Annotated in this window: 2 protein-coding genes and 1 pseudogene; 2 read left to right on the top strand and 1 reads right to left on the bottom strand. The window is 71.4% G+C overall.

Features of this window, described 5'->3' with window-relative positions:
• Both HNV26_RS37180 and serB read left to right on the top strand, forming a co-directional pair.
• Nucleotides 1–906 (top strand): serine/threonine-protein kinase (locus HNV26_RS37180; protein WP_171453031.1); only part of this gene is annotated, 906 nt, incomplete at its 5' end.
• Nucleotides 907–979: 73 nt separating this feature from the next.
• On the top strand, nucleotides 980–2,179 hold the full coding sequence (gene serB / locus HNV26_RS37175; RefSeq protein ID WP_171445576.1) for a phosphoserine phosphatase SerB: 1,200 nt from the start codon (nucleotides 980–982) through the stop codon (nucleotides 2,177–2,179).
• 9 nt (nucleotides 2,180–2,188) lie between these two features.
• On the opposite strand, the pseudogene HNV26_RS37170 reads toward serB, so the two are convergent.
• A pseudogene (locus HNV26_RS37170) lies at nucleotides 2,189–2,454 on the bottom strand (GspE/PulE/PilB domain-containing protein); the annotation flags it as partial.

Genomic DNA, 2,454 nt, shown 5'->3' with positions numbered 1-2,454 from the left:
GCCTCCACCGCCGCCGCCGCAGCAGCGCCCGCCGCTCCCGCTCCGAAGGGCGCCGAGCTGGACCTGCGCTACCAGAAGTTCGACCCCATCGGCAGCGGGCCGCTGGGCACCGTCTTCAAGGGACGCGTCACCGCGCTGGGTCTGGACATCTGCCTCAAGGAGCTGAAGGACATCTTCGGCTACTTCTCCTTCCTGCAGCGGGGCGAGGTGCTCAAGCGCCTGAAGAAGGAGCTGTGCGCCCAGGCGCAGGTGCGCCACCCGGGCGTGGTCCAGGTGGTGGACCAGAACGTGGACGCCGCCCGGCCGTACTTCGTGCTGGAGCTGATGCAGGGCAGCCTGCGTGAGCGGCTGGACGCGGGCGGTGGCAACGGCGTGCCGGTGCCCTTCGCGCTGCGCGCCTTCCTGCAGATGGCCTATGGTCTGCGGGCCGCGCACGCCGCGGGCCTCACGCACCACAACATCAAGCCGGAGAACGTGCTCTTCGACGTGTACGGCAACGCGAAGCTGGCCGACTTCGGCCTGGGCCGCGTGGTGGAGGTGGACGCCACCAAGGGCATGCCCCAGGTCTTCGTGGGCACCGGTGGCATGGCCTACATGGCGCCGGAGCTGATGAACCGGGGCGGCAAGGAGCCGGGCGCCTCCGCGGACGTCTACGCGCTGGGCATCCTGCTCTACGAGATGCTCACCGGGCAGATTCCGGGCCGCCGCTCGCCGCTGCCCTCCGAGGTCAACCCGGAGGCCCCCAGCGGCCTCGACCAGCTCTTCGACAAGGCCACCCAGGACAAGCGCGAGCAGCGCTACCCGGACGTGGACGCCATGTTGGAGGACTTCTACAAGGCGTTCCCGGACAAGGAGTTCCTCGCCAAGGGCGACCTCATCATCTCCTCGGACACGCCGAAGGAGTGACGGACGAGCGGCCGGGCCCCGGCGCACTCGGGGCTCGCCGCGCACGTTGGGGGCTGCCACACTCCGTGGCGCCATGACTCCGCCCCTGTCCGAAAGCGTGCTCATCACCGTCACCGGGAAGGACCATCCCGGAATCGTCTCGCGCCTCACCGGCCTGCTGGCGGACGCTGGCGCCGAACTGCTCGACGTGGAGCAGGTGGTGGTGCAGGGGCGCCTCACGCTCTGCCTGCTGGTGCGTCTACCCCCGGCGAGCGGCACCCTGGAGACGCTGCTGTCCGCCGCGAAGACGCTGGGCGTGACGCTGGATTTCCAGGCGGTGGAGGCGTCCGCCGCGCCCGCCGCGTCCGCGCGCCACGTCGTCACCGCCGTGGGCCGCGCCCTGGGCGCGAGGGAGCTTCATGCGCTGACGCAGGTGCTCGCGGGGCACGGCGCCAACGTGGAGCGAATCACGCGCCTCAGCGAGCCGCGCCTGGGCTCGGTGGACATCCACATCAGCCTGCCGCCGGGCCAGCCGCCCGACGCGCTCAAGCACGCGCTGCTGGAGCTGTCCATGCAGTCGGGCGGGTTCGACGTGGCGTTGCAGCGCGAGAGCCTCTTCCGGCGCGGCAAGCGGATGGTCGTCATGGACATGGACTCCACGCTCATCCGCATCGAGGTCATCGACGAGCTGGCGCGCGCGCATGGCGTGGGCGAGCAGGTGTCGCGCATCACCGAGCGCGCCATGCACGGCGAGATGGACTACGACGAGTCGCTGCGTCAGCGCGTGGCGTTGCTGCGGGGCCTGGACGCGTCCGTGGTCCACCAGCTCGCGGCGAACCTGCCGCTGACGGAGGGCGCGGAGACGCTGGTGCGCGTGCTCAAGCGGCTGGGCTACCGCACCGCCGTCATCAGCGGCGGCTTCTCCGTGGCGGCCGAGGCGCTGAAGGCGCGGCTGGGCATCGACTTCGCGTACTCCAACGAGTTGGAGATTCAGGACGGGAAGCTCACCGGCCGCACCGTGGGCCGCATCGTCAACGCGCAGCGCAAGGCGGAGCTGTTGGAGTCGCTGGCGCAGGCGGAGGGCATCCTGCTGGACCAGGTGGTCGCCGTGGGAGACGGCGCCAACGACTTGCTGATGCTGGAGCGCGCCGGGCTGGGCATCGCCTTCCGGGCGAAGCCCAAGCTGCGCGCCGCGGCCGACACGTCCATCTCCGCGGGCGGCCTGGACAGCATCCTCTACCTGCTGGGGCTCACCGGCCGCGAACTGCTGGAGGCGGGCTGCGGCGCCGGCTGAGGGTGCGCCCTACAGCCGCATCCGCGCCGCCAGTTCGCGCTGCTGGAGCTGGTTCTTCTCCAGCAGCAGCTCGAGCAGCGCGCGCAGAATCTTGGAGCTCTTCTCCTGGTTCTGCTGCACCGTCTGCAGCCGCTTGAGGTCCTCGTCCGTCCACTCGTTGGCGGGCGTGCCACCCGCCAGAATCTCGTCGAGGATGTCCGCGGCGCTGGCGCCAGCGCCTGGGGCGGGGGCGCGCTCCGGCGCGCGGGGCGCGGGCGGAGGCGCCGCGGCGGGAG

Source organism: Myxococcus xanthus (genome assembly GCF_013116825.1).
In the GTDB taxonomy this organism is placed as follows: domain Bacteria; phylum Myxococcota; class Myxococcia; order Myxococcales; family Myxococcaceae; genus Myxococcus; species Myxococcus xanthus_B.
This window is presented reverse-complemented; position numbering and strand designations above follow the sequence as displayed.

What these genes read in the sequence shown, in the direction of transcription:
- serB (WP_171445576.1), top strand. Translation starts at nt 980, where the DNA reads ATGACTCCGCCCCTGTCCGAAAGCGTGCTCATCACCGTCACCGGGAAG.